This window comes from Flavobacterium oncorhynchi (genome assembly GCF_002217355.1).
Classification (GTDB): domain Bacteria; phylum Bacteroidota; class Bacteroidia; order Flavobacteriales; family Flavobacteriaceae; genus Flavobacterium; species Flavobacterium oncorhynchi.
The window spans coordinates 1-15,957 of sequence record NZ_MUHA01000030.1 but is presented as its reverse complement, the minus strand read 5'-3'; the positions used below and the strand labels follow the sequence as shown (position 1 = coordinate 15,957).

Sequence of the window (15,957 nt, the reverse complement as noted above, 5' to 3'; positions counted from 1 at the left end):
TTTCACAACAGATAAAAATCTGATAACAGTTGGTATTCAATCAAAAGTGGCTGAACGTAATGACATTGCCCGAAGTCTTAGAACAGAATCGAAACTATGTTTCTCCTAGTTTATTTAAATAAAATATTTAGGAACTAGACCAATGTGATTACTTTATTATATTTGTAATTCTTATTTACCTTAAATCAACTTGAAAAAATACGTACTGTTTTTATTCTTCATTCTTGTAAACGTTCCTGTATTTGCTGCAGACAGCATTGATGATATCTTAGCTAATCTAAACCGTGCTTTAGAAAACAAAGAGCATTATGTTAAACTAAAAGAAGAACGAATTTTAAACTTCAAAAAAATTAAATCAGACAGTTTAACAAAAGAGCAGGAGTACAACTACAACAAAACTTTATATACAGAATATCAAAAATTTAATTCTGATTCAGCCATTTTCTACGTAAAAAAGAATCTAAAAATTGCCAATCAGCTTCAGAATAAAGATTTATTGCATTTAGCCCAATTACAGTTAGTAACACTTTATTCCTCATCTGGAAAGTATCGTGAATCTGAAGCCATTTTAAGAAGCATTGACAAGAATAAATTATCAAAAAACTTACTTGCAAATTATTTCATTGCTTATCGCGAATTCTTTGAGCATTATGCTGCTAATAGTTATAGCATACATTACATTGAGCAAATACAAAAATACAGAGATTCTTTATTGACAATTTTAGACCCGAAATCAATAACCTACAAAATCAATAAAATCCAGCAAGATATTTATCATAAAAAACTGGTAAGCTCCCAAAAAGAATTGTTGTTATTATTGAAAAACTCAAAAGAAGAAGAGCCTCAATACGCAATGATTACCTATTTATTGGGGAAAATTTATGAGAAAACACATCAAGTCGAATTACAGAAAAAATACTACGCGCTATCGGCCACTGCAGATATAAAAAATGTAAACAAAGACAATGCTTCAATTCAGGAACTAGCTTTAGTTTTTTATGAAACAGAAGATGTAGATATGGCCTATAAACTTACACAATCAGCCATTGAAGATGCGCTTTATTGCAATGTACAATTTCGCACCTTGTTAATGTCTGAAGTTTATTCTATTATCAATACCGTTTATTTAGAAAAAGAAGCAAAACGTAAAACCGAATTGCAGTTGTATTTATTATGTATAAGCTTATTATCGGCTTTTTTGATTGTGGCTGTCATTTATGTGTACAAACAAATGAAAAGAGTTTCTAAAATTCGGGGAGAATTGTATGAAACAAGTCAAAAATTAGCAGAATTAAATCAAGATATATCTGAAACCAACAAACAGCTTCAGGAACGTAACGCACAATTATCAGAATCAAACCATGTAAAAGAGGAGTATATTGCTCATTTTTTCAGCCTTTGTTCTACTTATATCAATAAATTAGAAAACTACCGAATCATTCTGAACAAGAAAGCAACAGCAAAACAGTTTGACGAAATTTATAAAATCCTAAAATCAACAACGCTCGTTGATAATGAACTTGAAGAACTGTACAAAAACTTTGATATTATTTTCTTGAATTTATATCCAACGTTTGTAAAAGATTTCAACGCACTTTTGATAAAGGAAGAACAGATCATTTTAAAGCAAGGAGAATTGTTAAATACTGAACTTCGCATTTTCGCATTAATACGCCTTGGAATTACAGACAGCGTAAAGATTGCAGCATTTCTTCGTTATTCTTTAAGTACAATTTATAATTATCGAACAAGAGCTCGTAATAAGGCAGCAGTTTCGAGAAATGATTTTGAAGAAATGGTCATAAAAATTGGTTTAATTACACAAAAAATATAGTTTTTGGTTTTAAAAGCACTACTTTTTTTGCTTCTTATTTTTATTTAATTATCTAATAATTAATACTTTAACTTTTTAAGTCACTACTTTTTTTCGTTTAAAAATCTAACACTAACTATAACGTTTTAGTTTTACAATATTATTAAATGGTGCAAAATGATTGCTTGTATCTTTAAATAAATTGAATGCTTAAATAATTAATAGTTATGTTTAAAAACGTTAAAACAATCGTTGTTTTAGTTTTATTGAGTTCATTCGGATTGAATGCACAAAATAAAGTTCCTGTTTATCTAGATGATAAAAAGCCAATTAGTGAACGTGTAGAAGATGCACTTTCTCGAATGACAATCGACGAAAAAATCGCCATGATTCATGCACAGTCAAAATTCAGTTCTCCAGGCGTACCGAGATTAGGGATTCCAGAAAACTGGATGACGGACGGCCCTCACGGAATTCGTCCCGAAGTAAAATGGGATGAATGGGACCAAGCTGGCTGGACAAATGATTCTTGTATTGCATTTCCGGCTTTAACAGCACTTTCGGCAACATGGAATAAAGAATTGGCTCATTTATACGGTAAATCACTAGGAGAAGAGGCGCGTTACCGAAACAAAAATGTATTATTAGGACCGGGAGTAAATATTTACAGAAGCCCATTAAACGGTCGTAACTTTGAATACATGGGCGAAGATCCGTTTTTAGCTTCAAAAATGGTTGTCCCTTACATTAAAGGTGTACAATCAAACGGAGTAGCAGCTTGTGTAAAACATTTTGCTTTAAACAATCAAGAAACAAAACGTAATTCCGTTGATGTAATCGTAGATGATCGTGCTCTTTACGAAATATATCTGCCTGCTTTTAAAGCCGCAGTTCAAGAAGGCGATGTATGGTCAATTATGGGGGCTTACAATAAATACAAAGGTCAACAATGCTGCCACAATGAATTTTTATTGAATGATATTCTTCGCGGTGAATGGGGCTTTAAAGGAGCTGTAGTTTCAGATTGGGGAGGTGTGAGCGATACAAAACAATCTATTCATAATGGTTTAGATATGGAATTTGGTTCTTGGACAAACGGTCTTTCTTGGGGAACAAGTAATGCTTATGATAATTATTTCCTAGCGAAACCTTACTCAGAAATGATAAAAAAAGGTGAAGTTGGAACTAAAGAATTAGACGAAAAAGTACGTCGTGTTTTACGTTTATCTTTCTTGACTACAATGGATAGAAATCGTCCTTTTGGATCTTTTGGAACGCCAGAACATGCTGAAGCCGGCCGTAAAATTGCCGAAGAAGCAATTGTTTTACTTCAGAACACAAATAACATCCTGCCAATTAATCTTTCTAAAACCAAGAAAATTGCTGTAATTGGAGAGAATGCAATCAAAATGATGACTGTTGGCGGTGGAAGTTCTTCTCTTAAAGCAAAATATGAAATTACACCTCTTGAAGGTTTAAAGAAAAGAATTGGAAGTCAAGCTGAAATCGTATATGCTCGTGGTTATGTAGGAGATCCAACAAGCGATTACAATGGTGTTATTGCTAAAGTAAGTTTAGAAGACAAACGTTCTCCTGCAGAATTGACTGCAGAGGCATTAAAAGCGGCTAAAGATGCAGATATCGTTCTTTTCATTGGCGGTTTAAATAAAAGCGACAAACAAGATGCCGAAGGATTTGACCGTACAGAACTTGGACTTCCGTACAATCAAGATAAATTAATTACTGATTTAGCGAAAGTAAATAAAAACATCGTTTTTGTAAATATATCTGGAAATGCAGTTGCAATGCCTTGGACTAAAGAAGTTCCAGGAATTGTACAAGGATGGTTTTTAGGAACAGAAGCAGGAACTGCTTTGGCTTCGATTTTAGTTGGTGATGCAAATCCATCAGGAAAACTTTCCTTTACTTTCCCAGTAAAATTATCAGATAATGGTGCCCACGCTTTAGGAGAATTTCCGGGCGGAGATACTGTAAAATATAACGAAAGTATTTTTGTTGGTTACAGATGGGCAGATAAACAAAAAGCAAAACCATTATTCTCGTTTGGTCACGGTTTGAGTTACACCACTTTTGCATACGGAAAAGTTACTGCTGATAAAAAACAAATGACAACGGGAGATCAAATTACATTTTCTATAAAAGTAAAAAACACAGGAAATAGAGAAGGTTCAGAAGTTGTACAACTTTACATAAGCGATTTGAAATCTTCATTACCACGCCCGATAAAAGAACTAAAAGGTTTTGAGAAAATCTCGCTAAAAGCTGGAGAAGAAAAAACGGTAACTTTTACGGTTGATAAAACAGCTTTAAGTTTCTTTGATGATAAAAAACATGACTGGGTTGCTGAACCTGGAGATTTCGAAGCAATTATTGGAGCTTCTTCAACAGATATAAAATCTAAAGTGGGATTCTCACTTAAATAATTTCATTATTTCTAAATTGGTTGGTTAGTAAAGCTGCAAGTGTAAAAAGTTGCAGCTTTGCTTTTTAACTAAACTTATCTTTAAGATATTGAAATCAATTAAGGATTGAACTTATTATCTTACAGCGTAAAAAAAAATACTTTATTATCTAAATAGTTATTATGAAAAAAGTTTTACTTGGGGCCATGACTTTGTTTTTAGCCCAAAATCTATCGGCACAAAGCTTAAACAAAATGCAATGGTTTAATGAACCTGAAAAATGGGAAATTAAAAACAATGCTTTAATTATGAATGTTACTGCAAACAGTGATTACTGGCGTATTTCTCATTACGGATTTACGGTTGATGATGCCCCTTTTTATTATGCTAATTACGGAGGAGAGTTTGAAGTAAAAGTAAAATTGACAGGAAATTATATTGCTCGTTTCGACCAAATGGGACTTATGATTCGTGTTGATGAGAAAAATTATATCAAAACTGGAGTTGAGTTTGTAGACGGTAAATTTAATATCAGCACTGTAGTTACACACGACAAAAGCGATTGGAGTGTTACAACGCTAGAAAAAGCACCGCCTTTTATCTGGATAAAAGCAGTGAGAAGATTAGATGCCGTTGAAGTATTTTTCTCTTACGATGATAAAAATTATGTAATGACTAGAAATGCACCTTTGCAAGATGATACGCCTGTTATGGTTGGATTAATGGCCGCTTCTCCAGATGGAAAGGGTTTTGAAGCAAAATTTGAAAATTTTTCTGTAAAACATTTGCCGGATCAACGCAGGACAGAATGGCTTAAAAATCATCAGTAATTGAATAATTATTGATTTTAGCTTATTCTTGGTAATTAACTTTAAGTGTCAAAAAAATAGTACGCTTTAAGCAGAGACTGAAAGATAAATATTAAGTTGTGAAATTTTTTCTTCTTATTGCAAAAAAAACGCAGAAAATTTGCAACTAAGTCAAAAACCTGTCATTCATTGTAAAAAAAAGCGCTATTTTAGCCAATGCCAAATAACATAAATTAATCTTTTAACCACAAAAAAAAGTATTTTATGAGTTCAATTTCTATTGACATTAAACCAAAAAAACATTATGAAATTTTAGACGGTTTACGAGGAGTAGCCGCAGTTCTAGTCGTTATTTTTCACATCTTTGAGGCTTTTAATGAGGGAAGCCGATTTAAACAACTTATGAATCACGGTTATTTGGCTGTTGATTTCTTTTTTCTTTTATCAGGTTTTGTTGTAGCATATGCCTATGATGATCGTTGGGGCAAGCTGACGCAATGGGAGTTTTACAAACGCCGTTTAATTCGTTTGCAGCCCATGGTAATTATGGGAATGATAATAGGAGCCATTTTCTATTATTTTCAAGCCTCAGATGTTATGTTCCCGCAGATTGCAGGAATGGAAGTATGGAAAGTAATTTTAACCATGGTTATTGGTTTTACCTTATTACCAATTCCGCCATCATTAGAAATTAGAGGATGGGGAGAAATGCATCCGCTTGATGGGCCTGCATGGTCTTTATTCTTCGAGTATATTGGTAATATTTTATACGCTTTATTCTTTCGTAAATTTTCAAATACCGTTTTATCAATCTTCGTTTTGATATTTGCAGGAATGCTTATCAATTTAACTGTTTTTGGACCAAAAGGTGATGTTATTGGAGGCTGGTCGTTAAATCTTGAGCAAATGAATATTGGTTTTACACGTTTGTTGTATCCATTCTTTGCAGGAGTTTTATTATCACGTTTAGGAAAACTAATTCATATCAAAGGTGCTTTCTGGGTTTGCAGCCTTTTAATCATCATTATTTTCAGCATTCCAAGACTTGGCGACGAAAACAGTTTGTGGATGAACGGTTTATATGAATCGTTTTGTATTATCATTTTATTTCCAATAATTGTTGCAATTGGAGCAGGAGGACAGATCACAAATCCTGTATCGCTTAAAGTGTGTAAAGCTTTAGGAGATATTTCATATCCAATTTACATTATACATTACCCATTAGTTTACTGTTATATGGCTTGGGTTGCAAATAATAAAGTTACTTTGAAAGAAGGTTACCCATTAGGAATTGTAGTTTTATTTTCGAGTATTGTAATTGCAATATTATGTTTGAAATTCTATGATGAACCAGTTCGAAATTGGCTTACAAATAAATACCAAAAGTTAAAAGTTGCTGTAGCTAATAATTAGTTTTTTAAAGGGACAAAGGCTCATAGCAGCAAAGGTTCAAAGGGACAAAAAAACTCTGTTCCTTTGAACCTTTACAACTTTGAACCTAAAAAGAAAGGTTCAAAGGACAAAGTAAAAAAACTCTGCCACTTTGAACCTTTGTAACTTTGAACCTAAACAAAAAGCTTATTCTAAAACTAATGCTCCTAAAGCTTCTTTACTGAAACCTTTTAATTGGTCTAATTTTCCTTCTTTAATTTTAGCAACCCAGTTTGGATCAGATAAAAGCGGTCTTCCAACGGCAACTAAATCAAAATCGCCTCTGTCGAAACGTCTGTTTAATTCCTCTAAAGAAGTTGGCTCAGAACTTTCACCCGCAAATGCACCAAAGAAATCACTGGAAAGTCCAACAGAACCTACTGTAATAGTCGGCGTTCCAGTTACTTTTTTAGCCCATCCTGCAAAATTCAAATCAGAACCTTCAAACTCAGGCTCCCAGAATCTGCGCTGAGAGCAGTGCAAAATATCCACACCAGCGTCAACAAGAGGAGTAAGCCAAGCTTCTAATTCCTGTGGATTTTTAGCCAATTTATAGTTATAATCAGAAGGTTTAAATTGAGAAAAACGCATGATCACAGCGAAATCATTTCCAACTTGTTTTCTAATTTCTTTTACTACTTCAATCGCAAAACGATTACGTTCTGGTAATGTTTTACCACCATAAATATCAGTACGCAAATTTGTTTCGGCTCTAAAGAATTGATCAATTAAATAACCGTGTGCACCGTGAATTTCGATAGTATCAAAACCCAATCTTTTGGCATCAGCAGCAGCTTTACCAAAAGCTAAAATTGTATCTTCAATATCTTTTTCAGACATGGCAATTCCATTTTTAAAATCTGGACGATTTAATCCAGATGGTCCTTCAAAAGGAACTGGAGGAACCCATCCAGAATGGTGATTGTCCATAACGCCCATATGCCAGATTTGCGGGCCCATTTGTCCGCCGGCAGCATGAACTTCGTCAATCACTTTTTTCCAGCCGTTTAAAGCCTGCTCACCGTAAAAGTGAGGTACATTTGCATCATTAGATGATGAAGGTCTGTCGATTACAGTTCCTTCAGATAATATTAAACCAACTTCGCCTTCAGCTCTTTTTTGGTAGTAAGAAGCTACTTCGTCAGTTGGAACTCCATTTGGAGAAAAAGAGCGCGTCATTGGCGCCATTACGATTCGGTTTTTCAGATTTAACGTTTTTAAGTTAAATGGCGAAAACAGGTTGTTTGTACTCATAGTAATTTACAAATTAGATTGAATTAATTTACTAAGTGCTTCAAAGGCACCTTCGTTGCGTTTATAATAAGTCCATTGCCCAACACGCTTGGCTTCGATGAATCCGGCGCGTTGTAAAATAGACAAGTATTCAGATACTGTAGATTGTGTTAAGCCGGCTTTGGCTTGAATTTGTCCCACACAAACTCCGTGTTCAAATCCACCATGCTCAAGCTGTCCCGGAAAGTTTATTTCGGGTTCCTTCAGCCATTCCAGCATTTGTAATCTAGACTTGTTAGAGAGTGCCTTAAATATTTCTATATTTTCCATGACGCAAATATATCGACTTTTCCCGATATGCCAATTAAGCAAAATATTTTTAGCAAAACTTTATGACAGAGGAGAGGAAAGTGCAATAAAAAGAATCAAAAAATAATTAGAAAATTTATATTTGCTTTTAGTTTCAAAAGCTCCAAACTACTAAACTTAATCAACTATGAAAAAAACTTTACTCGTTTCCATATTTCTATTTTGCATAATAACGGGTTCAAGAGCACAAGTTGTTGGCACTGATGTTGGCGACATTGCTCCCGAAATTGATCTTCCAGATTTAAAAGGCAATCTAGTGGTACTTTCTTCTTTAAGAGGTTCTCTAGTCTTAGTCAATTTTTGGGCATCTTGGTGTGGGCCTTGTATAAAAGAACAACCTTTACTGCTAAAATTATACAATACATATCCTGACAAATTATCAATTTACAGTGTTTCTATGGATACTAAAAAAACGCTTTGGCAGACAGCCATAACAAAAGGAAAACTACCTTGGGTAAATGTGAGCGATTTAAAATACTGGCAGTCTCCAGTTGTTGGCGATTATATGCTTCAATCTGTTCCGTTAAACTTTTTAGTGGATAAAAACGGAATTATTCTAGCAAAAAACATTCACGGACAGGCTCTGGAAAATAAAATTAAAAGTTTGTTAGCGCCATGATACTTCATAAAATGGAATCAAACCTTTCTTTATCAGACTTTCGTACAAGATTGCAGAATAGCACCGAAATTGGCTCTTTAAAAGTGAATTTAAGCCGTTTTAGACTGTTTCCCATATTTGGTGGAGTAAAACCTTTTTACGGACTTTTTGATGACACCAGTTTTCGGTTAACAATAAATTCAGCTGCATCTCCAACAATTTTTATTGTGAGAGGAAATTATAAAAACATTAATAATAGGGTTAATGTAAATTATGTTGTTGAAGAAAACAGCAAATTTCAATTGCTTTGGACACAATATTCTCCAGTAGTTTTTCTAATATTTATTAATATATTTTTTCTTTTCATTGGCAGAGGCCTCAGGCGGGCAACTACAATTGTGAGTTTGTTTCTCCTTATTGTTATATTCTATTCAAGATGGAAAGAAGAAAGAAAGAGAAAAAAATTAGAGAAAAAGTTTATTAGAGTTTTTGAAATTAGATGAGTCAAAAAAAAAGATAAATTTATTTCAACTTATTTTTTAAGAGATTTTAAAAAGCAATTCCAAATTGAAAACCAATCGTAAAAGAAGCGGGATGATTATTGCCAAAACGAACGGGCAGCGGAACAGCCGCAAAATAACTGCAATTGTCACTTTTTATGATGGTTTTATTTATTACAGGAGTTATGCCGTATCTGCCGCTGCTTTCAAAAGCGGCTCTTCCTGCAAAAGTATAACCATGTCCTAAGGCAACCAAAACACCGGGATGAAACAATAAATTAGTTACTTTATCGCTGTTTCCTTGTACTTTTATATTAGGAACAACTTCAAATGAAAATCCTATTTTTTGATTTTTCCAAATATTAATCCCGGTAGGAAAACCAACAGCATAATAATCTCTAAAATTTACACTAGTTTGTTCATCGCTAAAAGTCACGATAGGATGAAGAATTCCAAAATAACCCGTAATTTTTGGATAAACAGTTTGCGAGAACGCATTGAAATTTAAAGAAAACAAAATAGCAGGAAAAAGGTGTTTGAATGAAATCATATTAGTTTTGTTTATTAAAAAAAAACAAAACTATAGACAATGCAATTTTATAAATAGTACACTATTTACCTTTTGTATTTGAATTACTTTTAAGTGCGTTTTTACGATACGACGACGGATTTTTACCTGTTTGCAGTTTAAATATTCTAGTAAAGTGACTTTGATCTGAAAATCCGGTCATATAGGCTATTTCAGTTAAAGTATAAGTTGAACACTCAATAAGGTTTATAGCTTTCTCAATTCTAAGCTTTCGGACATATTCTCCAAAGTTTAAATCTTCAAAATACTTAGAAAATTCTCTTGATAAGTAGGAAGGATTAAGCTCTAAATCATTTGAAATTTTCTTTAGATCAAAAGTAAATTGTGCATCGATTTGATCTTGAATTATGTTTTTTAAATCTTTAACCCATAAAGGTGTTTTTTGATTTGTTTTTTTCTCGATTAAAAACTTTTTATATACTTCATGAAGCAGATTTTCAAATGGACTATTTTGAAGATGATTTTGTTTGTATAAATGTTTTGCCCAGCTGTAAAGCGCATCATAAAGCTTTAGTCCTGTTTCTAATAATTCGGCATCGTTAGTAATGTTATGAGAAAGCCCGGCAGAAATTGCCCAAAGTCCCGCAGCTTCTTTTGCAAGATCGTGGCGGTCAGTATCGGCGCCGCGAACAATTTTTGCCATGATTAAAACCGCAGGATCAACAATTTTATATTTTTTTATAATATAATCAAAAGTGCATTCTTCATTATAATGGGTAAATTCTACTTCGGGAATATCAAAAGGAATTGCATCTAATTCTTTTGCTTTTTCTAAAACTTCATCAAAAGGCACATAAATAAATTCGGCATCACTGTCAACAAATTTTTTGATCAGCCACGGACTGGCTATCCTGTCAATTTTTGGTCTTTCACGAGTGATCCATTTCATTACTTTTCAGAGAATTAAAACTAGTCGTTATCTGCTGCGGATTTTTTAACTCCGCCAAAACTTGTTTTCATCATTTCTCTAATTTGGAATTGTGTTTTGTTTCGGGTAACACTTTTCCATTCGTCAAAATCATAAATATGAATTTGGTCTGCATATGGATTTGTAACAAAAAAAAGTCTTGATATAGAGAATTTATAATATTTTAATTCATGCGAAATGTGGCGATCAGGTACAACAATAAGAATCGTGTCCCAATCTAGAAAATTTTTGGGAACGTCCTCTCTTTCAGTTAATCCAAGAGATTCAAAAAAGGCAAGTATCTTTTGGTCATTATTCTTATCGATTTTTTCATCGATCCGTTTAATGGCATTAAGAAGCTTTTTTTCATCTTTAATAACACTCATATAATCTTTGTTTTTTTATTTTTTATATAAAATTACATCAAATCAAAATCATTTTATGAAGTATAGCCAATAGAATGATTCTAAATTTTTAATAACCATTTTCATGCCATATAAAGAAGTGCTTACATATAATTTAATGACACAAACCTTACTCTGTTTTCAGCACAGTTTATTTTTAAAAAAAAGCCTTTGAAAATTTCTAAGTAAGATTTGTCCAAAGAAAAACAGCTGAAAAATATATTTGATTTTCATAACTTTGCAAAATGAATAATCAAACAGAAACTCAGAGTTGCGATTTTACTTCAGATTTAAAACTTAAAGGTTTTAAAGTATATCAAATAAATGGAGATCAAAGTAAAATTCCAGTTTACAGCCGCAGGGATTTTTATAAAATTTGTATCAATACCAGTAAAAGTATCATACAATATGCTGACCGCGGAATAGAGACTGATGGAACTATTTTGTTTTTTGGTAATCCAATTATTCCGTATTCGTGGGAAACTATCTCCGAAGGTTACGAAGGTTACGCCTGTGTTTTTACAGAAGAGTTTCTAAAATCGAAAGACCGTTCGGAAACACTTCACGAATCTCCTTTGTTTAAAATAGGAGGAACACCAATATTTTCATTAAATGCTGAGCAGAAGATTTTTATCGACTCTTTGTTTCAAAAAATGATCAAAGAATATGAAACGGATTATGTTTTTAAAGATGATTTAATACGCAGCTACGTCAATTTGATAATTCACGAATCGATGAAAATGCAGCCTTCAGAAAACTTCTTCAAACATAAAAATGCATCTTCAAGAATTACCTCTTTGTTTTTAGAACTGCTGGAAAGACAATTTCCTATAGAGACTAAAAACGAACCGCTGATTTTAAAAACACCTCAGGATTACGCACAAAGTCTTGCTGTGCACGTAAATCATTTAAATCGTTCTGTAAAAGAAGTCACAGGTAAGCCAACTACGGCTCATATTACAGAGCGTATTATTGGCGAAGCAAAAGCGTTATTACAGCATACAGACTGGAGCATTTCGGATATTGGTTATTCGCTTGGATTCGAATATCCGAGTTATTTTAATAATTATTTTAAAAGACTTACGGGAACGGTTCCAAAATCATTGAGAGTATAAATTGTTTCAATTTCTTAATTTTTTGTTTGAATATTGTTATTTTGCAAAAGCCGGCTTGAACTACTTTTGCCTTGAAATTATAGTATTAATCTTTTATCAGTTTTTAATAGACTAAATAATACTTCATAAAGCGCACTCTAGCTTTCTCGATTTAGTTTTCTGATTCTGATAATTCCAAATAAGAAAATTATGAAAGCATCAGAAAATGAATTTAATACAAGTATTTTTCCAAAAGGAGACTTAGCCTCTGCCGATTATTTTACAGGAAAAGCTTGGGTAAAAATGTTGGTTCCAAACGATCCAGTTTTAAATACAGCTGTTGGAAATGTAGTGTTTGAGGCTGGTGCACGAAATAACTGGCACACACATCCAGGCGGACAAATTTTAATTGTAACACAGGGAACTGGATACTATCAAGAAGCGGGAAAACCTATTCAGCTGCTTCAGGCGGGTGATGTAGTGAATATTCAGCCAGAAGTAAAACATTGGCACGGCGCATCACCAAACAGCGAATTTACACATATCGCCATCAGTACTAATACTAAATCAGGAATTGTAGACTGGCTTGAACCTGTAACTGATGAAGAATACAATAGTTTTAAATAAAAATTAATCTCAAAAAATAACTTATGTCAACAAATTATACAGCTGTAATTGAAGAAGGAAAAGTACCGAATACGTATATGACGGGCGAAGTATCTTATAAAAAACAAACAAGCGAAATTCATCCTAAAAATACCATTATTAAAGAAGTAACTTTTGAACCTTGCGCAAGAAGTAAATGGCACAGCAACGCAAGTTTACATTTGCTTATCGCAACAAATGGAGCAGGCTTTTACCAAGAAAAGGGAGGTGAAATAAGAACGCTTCATAAAGATGAAGTAGTCACAATTTTACCAGGAGTAGAACATTGGTACGGCGCGACGCCTTTAAGTAAATTTTCTTATATCGCCATTATTACCGAAATTGATAAAGGTACAGGAGTTTGGCTGGAAAGTGTTAATGATGAAGAATATTATGGAACTTCAAATTATAATATTTAAAATACATAACATTAATACTATAATTTTATAGTATTGTAAATAATGAAAGAGTTCTGTCTTATTGATGTGAACTCTTTTTTATTTAACGAAGAAACTAGGGCTCAAAATAGTTTTTATATCCTTAAATTCTATATTTTTGAAAATCTATTACTAACTGCATTATCCTTTGACAAAACATCCAATTCCCGTTTTATCTGTTGGCAATATACTTGGAGAAGAAACTTTAGGTATTACTTTGTTTCGTCATAGTGTAAAAGGACGAAATGCATTTGAACAACCGCATAAACACGATTTTCACCTTGTATTTTTTGTTGAAAAAGGATCAGGAATGCACAATGTCGATTTTACACAATATGCAGTCAATGATTATCAAGTGTATTTTGTGAGGCAGGGACAAGTTCACAATTGGCTGTTAAACGTTGATACAATTGGCTTTCAGCTTATGCTTTCGCCAGAAATTGTTAACGCATTTTCTAATTTGTCAGCGTTTCCTTTTTTTGAACAAAATGTACCTTCCTGTCTTTCTGTAACCCAGGAACAGTTTGAAGGTTTAAAAAATCATTTGAATGAAATTGAACTAATTTTGCCTGATAATGATTTAAGCACGAAAGAAATTGTATTGCTTCGACTGCATTTATTACTTAAAGTATTACAAAAGGATTATTTAATTCAATTTCCGCAGCACGATTCTTCGACTAAGCCAGAAAAAATGATTAAAAAATTCAATTCTTTGATAGACAATCATTTCAATGAAGAATTCTCGGTTAACTTTTATGCCGATAAGTTAAATATTACTCCCAATTATCTCAACATACTTTCTCAGAGATACTTAAAATCTCCAGCGGGAGATATTATAAAAGAGCGAACAATTCTTGAAGCAAAACGTTTACTTACGAGTACAGATTTATCTATCAAAGAAATCGCGTATCAACTTGGCTTTAATGACAATGGTTATTTTAGTAAAGTTTTTAAAAAATACACAGGAAAAACGCCAGGCGATTTTAAAGAAAGTTATAATTTTTACCATCCTTATCCGTAATATTACAGTTGCTGTTTTAATTTCTAAACGATTTTTGCATATTCATATACTCTAGCAATTTTAGAGTATATTCTAAAATCGAAATAAAAAACAAATCATAACTTATGGAAGATAATATAATCAGCAGGAAAAAATTCTTAGGATTAGGAGCTGCTGCAACTGGAGCTGCTTTATTCTCTGGAATTGCTGGAAATGCGGCATCGCTGCCTGAAGAAAGTAAAGAAAAAGTTTCAGGAGATTACCTATTGACTAATGTACGTCTGGAAGAAGGTTTTAATTACAACGAAAAAAACGAAGTTATTTCGACTAAAACGGGTTTGTATAATTTGCATATTGCTAATGGAAAGATTAAAAGCATCACTTTAGATAAACCTGCTTTAAAGCTTAAAAATGTTGATGCTAAAGGTATGCTTATGCTTCCAGGGTTACGAGATATGCACATTCATATTGATAAAACATACTACGGCGGAACATGGAATGCTGCACCAAGAAAAGGGTATACAGTAAAAGACATGATAACGCTCGAGCAAAAGATAATTCCGCAATTACTGCCAGACTCTCAGCGTAAAGCCGAAGAGGCGATTAAACTAATGCAAAGTCAAGGAAGTTTTTTTGCACGTTGTCAATGTAACATTGATCCTGTAAGCGGATTAAAAAGTTTGGAGCATTTGCTGGCGGCTTTGGATAATAACAAAGATAGTTTTGGCTGGGAAATTGTTGCTTTTCCACAGCATGGAATTTTGTACTCGAAATCAGAGCCTTTATTAAGAGAAGCTGCTGCAATGGGAGTTGATTTTATTGGAGGTCTTGATCCTACAAATGTTGATGGTAATATGGAAAAATCGCTTGATGCTATGTTTCAAATTGCAATTGATACGAATAAAGGAATAGACATCCATCTGCATGAATCACCGCCGTCTGGTCAAGCAGCGATTGAATATATTATAAAGAAAACTGAGGAAAACAAGCAGTTACAAGGAAAAACATACATTAGTCATGGTTTTGCGCTTGCAAGAATGGATCCAAAAGATCTTGAAAAAATAGCAGAACAAATGGGTAATCTTGGAATAGGAGTAGTGTCAACAATTCCGATTGGGAGAACGATTATGCCAATTCCGACTTTGAAAAAATACGGTGTAAAATTAATGACTGGAACGGATAGTATTGTTGATCATTGGCAGCCTTTCGGAACTTGCGATATGCTTGAAAAGGCAAAATTATGCGCTCAATTATATGGCTGGACAGACGAGTTTGGCTTAAGTCGTGCGCTTCATATTGCAACAACTGATGAAGTATTGCCTTTAAACGATTCTGGAACTCGCGTTTGGCCTGCAGAAAATAATGATGCTAATTTTATTCTTGTAAAAGCAAGCTGCTCTGCCGAAGCTGTAGCTCGTTTGCCTAAAAGAGAAGGTGTATTTTATAAAGGTAAAATGATTTATGGCGGAACTGAGTTTTTGAAAGGCTAAGTTTCGATGGATATTATTTCTAAACAAAAATTTAGAACTCCCAATTTTAAAGAATTGGGAGTTTTTTTTTAATAAAACTTTACAAATTAGGCAATTAGGTCTTTAACCTTAATTATGAAAGTAATTCATAAAATTGTATAACAGAAAAATCTCTCTTTTTGATGAATTTTGATATATCAGTTTGATTAACTCATGTCACTTGAGTAGAATAGGTG

At 33.2% G+C, this 15,957-nt stretch carries 16 protein-coding genes; 11 read left to right on the top strand and 5 right to left on the bottom strand.

The genetic code is table 11. The annotated features are described in order from the left end of the window. The first annotated feature begins 190 nt into the window (after positions 1 to 190). The 4 genes from B0A75_RS18695 (at position 191) to B0A75_RS18680 (ending at position 6,458) form a co-directional block, all read left to right on the top strand. Positions 191 to 1,834 carry a DUF6377 domain-containing protein gene (locus tag B0A75_RS18695; protein WP_089055784.1) on the top strand — a complete coding sequence of 548 codons (1,644 nt, stop codon included), beginning with the start codon at positions 191 to 193 and terminating at the stop codon, positions 1,832 to 1,834. A 206-nt stretch (positions 1,835 to 2,040) separates the two neighbouring features. Continuing rightward, positions 2,041 to 4,257, top strand: a complete 2,217-nt coding sequence (locus B0A75_RS18690; protein ID WP_089055783.1) for a glycoside hydrolase family 3 C-terminal domain-containing protein — start codon at positions 2,041 to 2,043, stop codon at positions 4,255 to 4,257. 161 nt (positions 4,258 to 4,418) lie between these two features. Further along, positions 4,419 to 5,066 (top strand): DUF1349 domain-containing protein, encoded by a 648-nt coding sequence (locus B0A75_RS18685; protein WP_089055782.1) that lies wholly within the window; start codon positions 4,419 to 4,421, stop codon positions 5,064 to 5,066. 243 nt (positions 5,067 to 5,309) lie between these two features. Then, positions 5,310 to 6,458: an acyltransferase family protein gene (locus tag B0A75_RS18680; protein WP_089055781.1), complete on the top strand. Its 1,149-nt coding sequence runs from the start codon at positions 5,310 to 5,312 to the stop codon at positions 6,456 to 6,458. A 165-nt stretch (positions 6,459 to 6,623) separates the two neighbouring features. On the opposite strand, the gene B0A75_RS18675 is transcribed toward B0A75_RS18680, so the two are convergent. Next, complete coding sequence (locus B0A75_RS18675; RefSeq protein ID WP_089055780.1) at positions 6,624 to 7,730, bottom strand: NADH:flavin oxidoreductase; 1,107 nt, start codon at positions 7,728 to 7,730, stop codon at positions 6,624 to 6,626. Between the two features lie 6 nt (positions 7,731 to 7,736). Then, positions 7,737 to 8,039: an ArsR/SmtB family transcription factor gene (locus B0A75_RS18670; RefSeq protein WP_012025367.1), complete on the bottom strand. Its 303-nt coding sequence runs from the start codon at positions 8,037 to 8,039 to the stop codon at positions 7,737 to 7,739. A 166-nt stretch (positions 8,040 to 8,205) separates the two neighbouring features. Between B0A75_RS18670 and B0A75_RS18665 the strand changes: the two genes are divergently transcribed. Next, the gene (locus B0A75_RS18665) at positions 8,206 to 8,697 is read left to right on the top strand and encodes a TlpA family protein disulfide reductase (protein ID WP_089055779.1); all 492 of its coding nucleotides are present in this window, start codon (positions 8,206 to 8,208) and stop codon (positions 8,695 to 8,697) included. Between the two features lie 11 nt (positions 8,698 to 8,708). Then, positions 8,709 to 9,179 carry a hypothetical protein gene (locus B0A75_RS18660; protein WP_123872412.1) on the top strand — a complete coding sequence of 157 codons (471 nt, stop codon included), beginning with the start codon at positions 8,709 to 8,711 and terminating at the stop codon, positions 9,177 to 9,179. Between the two features lie 46 nt (positions 9,180 to 9,225). Here B0A75_RS18660 and B0A75_RS18655 read toward each other — a convergent pair whose 3' ends face one another. The 3 genes from B0A75_RS18655 to B0A75_RS18645 form a co-directional block, all read right to left on the bottom strand. Then, a complete protein-coding gene (locus B0A75_RS18655; protein WP_089055777.1) occupies positions 9,226 to 9,726 on the bottom strand; it encodes a hypothetical protein in 501 nt (166 codons plus the stop codon). A 61-nt stretch (positions 9,727 to 9,787) separates the two neighbouring features. Beyond that, a complete protein-coding gene (locus B0A75_RS18650; protein WP_089055776.1) occupies positions 9,788 to 10,654 on the bottom strand; it encodes a chromate resistance protein ChrB domain-containing protein in 867 nt (288 codons plus the stop codon). A 20-nt stretch (positions 10,655 to 10,674) separates the two neighbouring features. Further along, on the bottom strand, positions 10,675 to 11,058 hold the full coding sequence (locus tag B0A75_RS18645; RefSeq protein WP_089055775.1) for a hypothetical protein: 384 nt from the start codon (positions 11,056 to 11,058) through the stop codon (positions 10,675 to 10,677). Positions 11,059 to 11,321: 263 nt separating this feature from the next. Between B0A75_RS18645 and B0A75_RS18640 the strand changes: the two genes are divergently transcribed. The 5 genes from B0A75_RS18640 to B0A75_RS18620 all read left to right on the top strand — a co-directional run bounded on the left by B0A75_RS18640 (position 11,322) and on the right by B0A75_RS18620 (position 15,742). Then, on the top strand, positions 11,322 to 12,191 hold the full coding sequence (locus B0A75_RS18640) for a helix-turn-helix domain-containing protein (RefSeq protein ID WP_089055774.1): 870 nt from the start codon (positions 11,322 to 11,324) through the stop codon (positions 12,189 to 12,191). Between the two features lie 189 nt (positions 12,192 to 12,380). Then, entirely contained in the window at positions 12,381 to 12,797 is a 417-nt protein-coding gene (locus B0A75_RS18635; RefSeq protein ID WP_089055773.1) for a (R)-mandelonitrile lyase, read from the top strand. Positions 12,798 to 12,820: 23 nt separating this feature from the next. Next, positions 12,821 to 13,234, top strand: coding sequence for a cupin domain-containing protein (locus B0A75_RS18630; protein ID WP_089055772.1), 414 nt, complete (start codon positions 12,821 to 12,823; stop codon positions 13,232 to 13,234). Positions 13,235 to 13,400: 166 nt separating this feature from the next. Beyond that, on the top strand, positions 13,401 to 14,273 hold the full coding sequence (locus tag B0A75_RS18625; protein WP_089055771.1) for an AraC family transcriptional regulator: 873 nt from the start codon (positions 13,401 to 13,403) through the stop codon (positions 14,271 to 14,273). A 104-nt stretch (positions 14,274 to 14,377) separates the two neighbouring features. Further along, a complete protein-coding gene (locus B0A75_RS18620) occupies positions 14,378 to 15,742 on the top strand; it encodes an amidohydrolase (RefSeq protein ID WP_089055770.1) in 1,365 nt (454 codons plus the stop codon). Positions 15,743 to 15,957: the final 215 nt, after the last annotated feature.

Bases quoted from the DNA above. Each gene is read 5' to 3' on its own strand.
- B0A75_RS18640 (WP_089055774.1), top strand. From the start codon at position 11,322: ATGAATAATCAAACAGAAACTCAGAGTTGCGATTTTACTTCAGATTTA.
- B0A75_RS18645 (WP_089055775.1), bottom strand. From the start codon at position 11,058: ATGAGTGTTATTAAAGATGAAAAAAAGCTTCTTAATGCCATTAAACGG.
- B0A75_RS18690 (WP_089055783.1), top strand. From the start codon at position 2,041: ATGTTTAAAAACGTTAAAACAATCGTTGTTTTAGTTTTATTGAGTTCA.
- B0A75_RS18630 (WP_089055772.1), top strand. From the start codon at position 12,821: ATGTCAACAAATTATACAGCTGTAATTGAAGAAGGAAAAGTACCGAAT.
- B0A75_RS18665 (WP_089055779.1), top strand. From the start codon at position 8,206: ATGAAAAAAACTTTACTCGTTTCCATATTTCTATTTTGCATAATAACG.
- B0A75_RS18650 (WP_089055776.1), bottom strand. From the start codon at position 10,654: ATGAAATGGATCACTCGTGAAAGACCAAAAATTGACAGGATAGCCAGT.
- B0A75_RS18685 (WP_089055782.1), top strand. From the start codon at position 4,419: ATGAAAAAAGTTTTACTTGGGGCCATGACTTTGTTTTTAGCCCAAAAT.
- B0A75_RS18635 (WP_089055773.1), top strand. From the start codon at position 12,381: ATGAAAGCATCAGAAAATGAATTTAATACAAGTATTTTTCCAAAAGGA.
- B0A75_RS18670 (WP_012025367.1), bottom strand. From the start codon at position 8,039: ATGGAAAATATAGAAATATTTAAGGCACTCTCTAACAAGTCTAGATTA.
- B0A75_RS18620 (WP_089055770.1), top strand. From the start codon at position 14,378: ATGGAAGATAATATAATCAGCAGGAAAAAATTCTTAGGATTAGGAGCT.
- B0A75_RS18675 (WP_089055780.1), bottom strand. From the start codon at position 7,730: ATGAGTACAAACAACCTGTTTTCGCCATTTAACTTAAAAACGTTAAAT.
- B0A75_RS18660 (WP_123872412.1), top strand. From the start codon at position 8,709: ATGGAATCAAACCTTTCTTTATCAGACTTTCGTACAAGATTGCAGAAT.
- B0A75_RS18655 (WP_089055777.1), bottom strand. From the start codon at position 9,726: ATGATTTCATTCAAACACCTTTTTCCTGCTATTTTGTTTTCTTTAAAT.
- B0A75_RS18680 (WP_089055781.1), top strand. From the start codon at position 5,310: ATGAGTTCAATTTCTATTGACATTAAACCAAAAAAACATTATGAAATT.